Raw genomic sequence first — 418 nt, forward strand, 5'->3', positions numbered from 1 at the left:
GGTTATAGCCGCCGGAGAAATTGCTGGCGGATTCCATGGTGTAGTTCACCTGGAACTGCACGCCATCCTGCTCCAGCTGGCTGCGCGAGCCGCCCCAGTCGCCGAAAGCGTAAGGAGAGTCGATGCTGAGCGGAGCGTACTCCGCCATAGCGGACGCTGAAGTCAGCAGTAAACCAAAACCACAGAACGCCACTGTTCTTGTTAACGTGGTTGACGGGATTTTTTTCATCTTGCAAACCCTGTTGTAGTGAAAGCGCCGGCTCTCCGAAAGGCGGAGATCGGGTTATGGCCATGCTGCGCAAGTCAGTATTATCTCCGGCGCAGGACATGCATAGAGGAGGAAACTGCTGACAAGGTGCGGTACGGCCAGTACAGCGGCAATGAAACCACTAATCCAGAGGGTTAATGTTATAAATAG

Annotated in this window: 1 pseudogene; it reads right to left on the reverse strand. The window is 54.1% G+C overall.

Going from position 1 to position 418, the window contains the following annotated elements:
• Positions 1 to 229, reverse strand: a pseudogene (locus tag I6F16_RS37670) (hypothetical protein); the annotation flags it as partial.
• Positions 230 to 418 lie beyond the last annotated feature (189 nt).

This window comes from Bradyrhizobium sp. IC4060 (assembly GCF_020193715.1).
Lineage (GTDB): Bacteria > Pseudomonadota > Alphaproteobacteria > Rhizobiales > Xanthobacteraceae > Bradyrhizobium > Bradyrhizobium yuanmingense.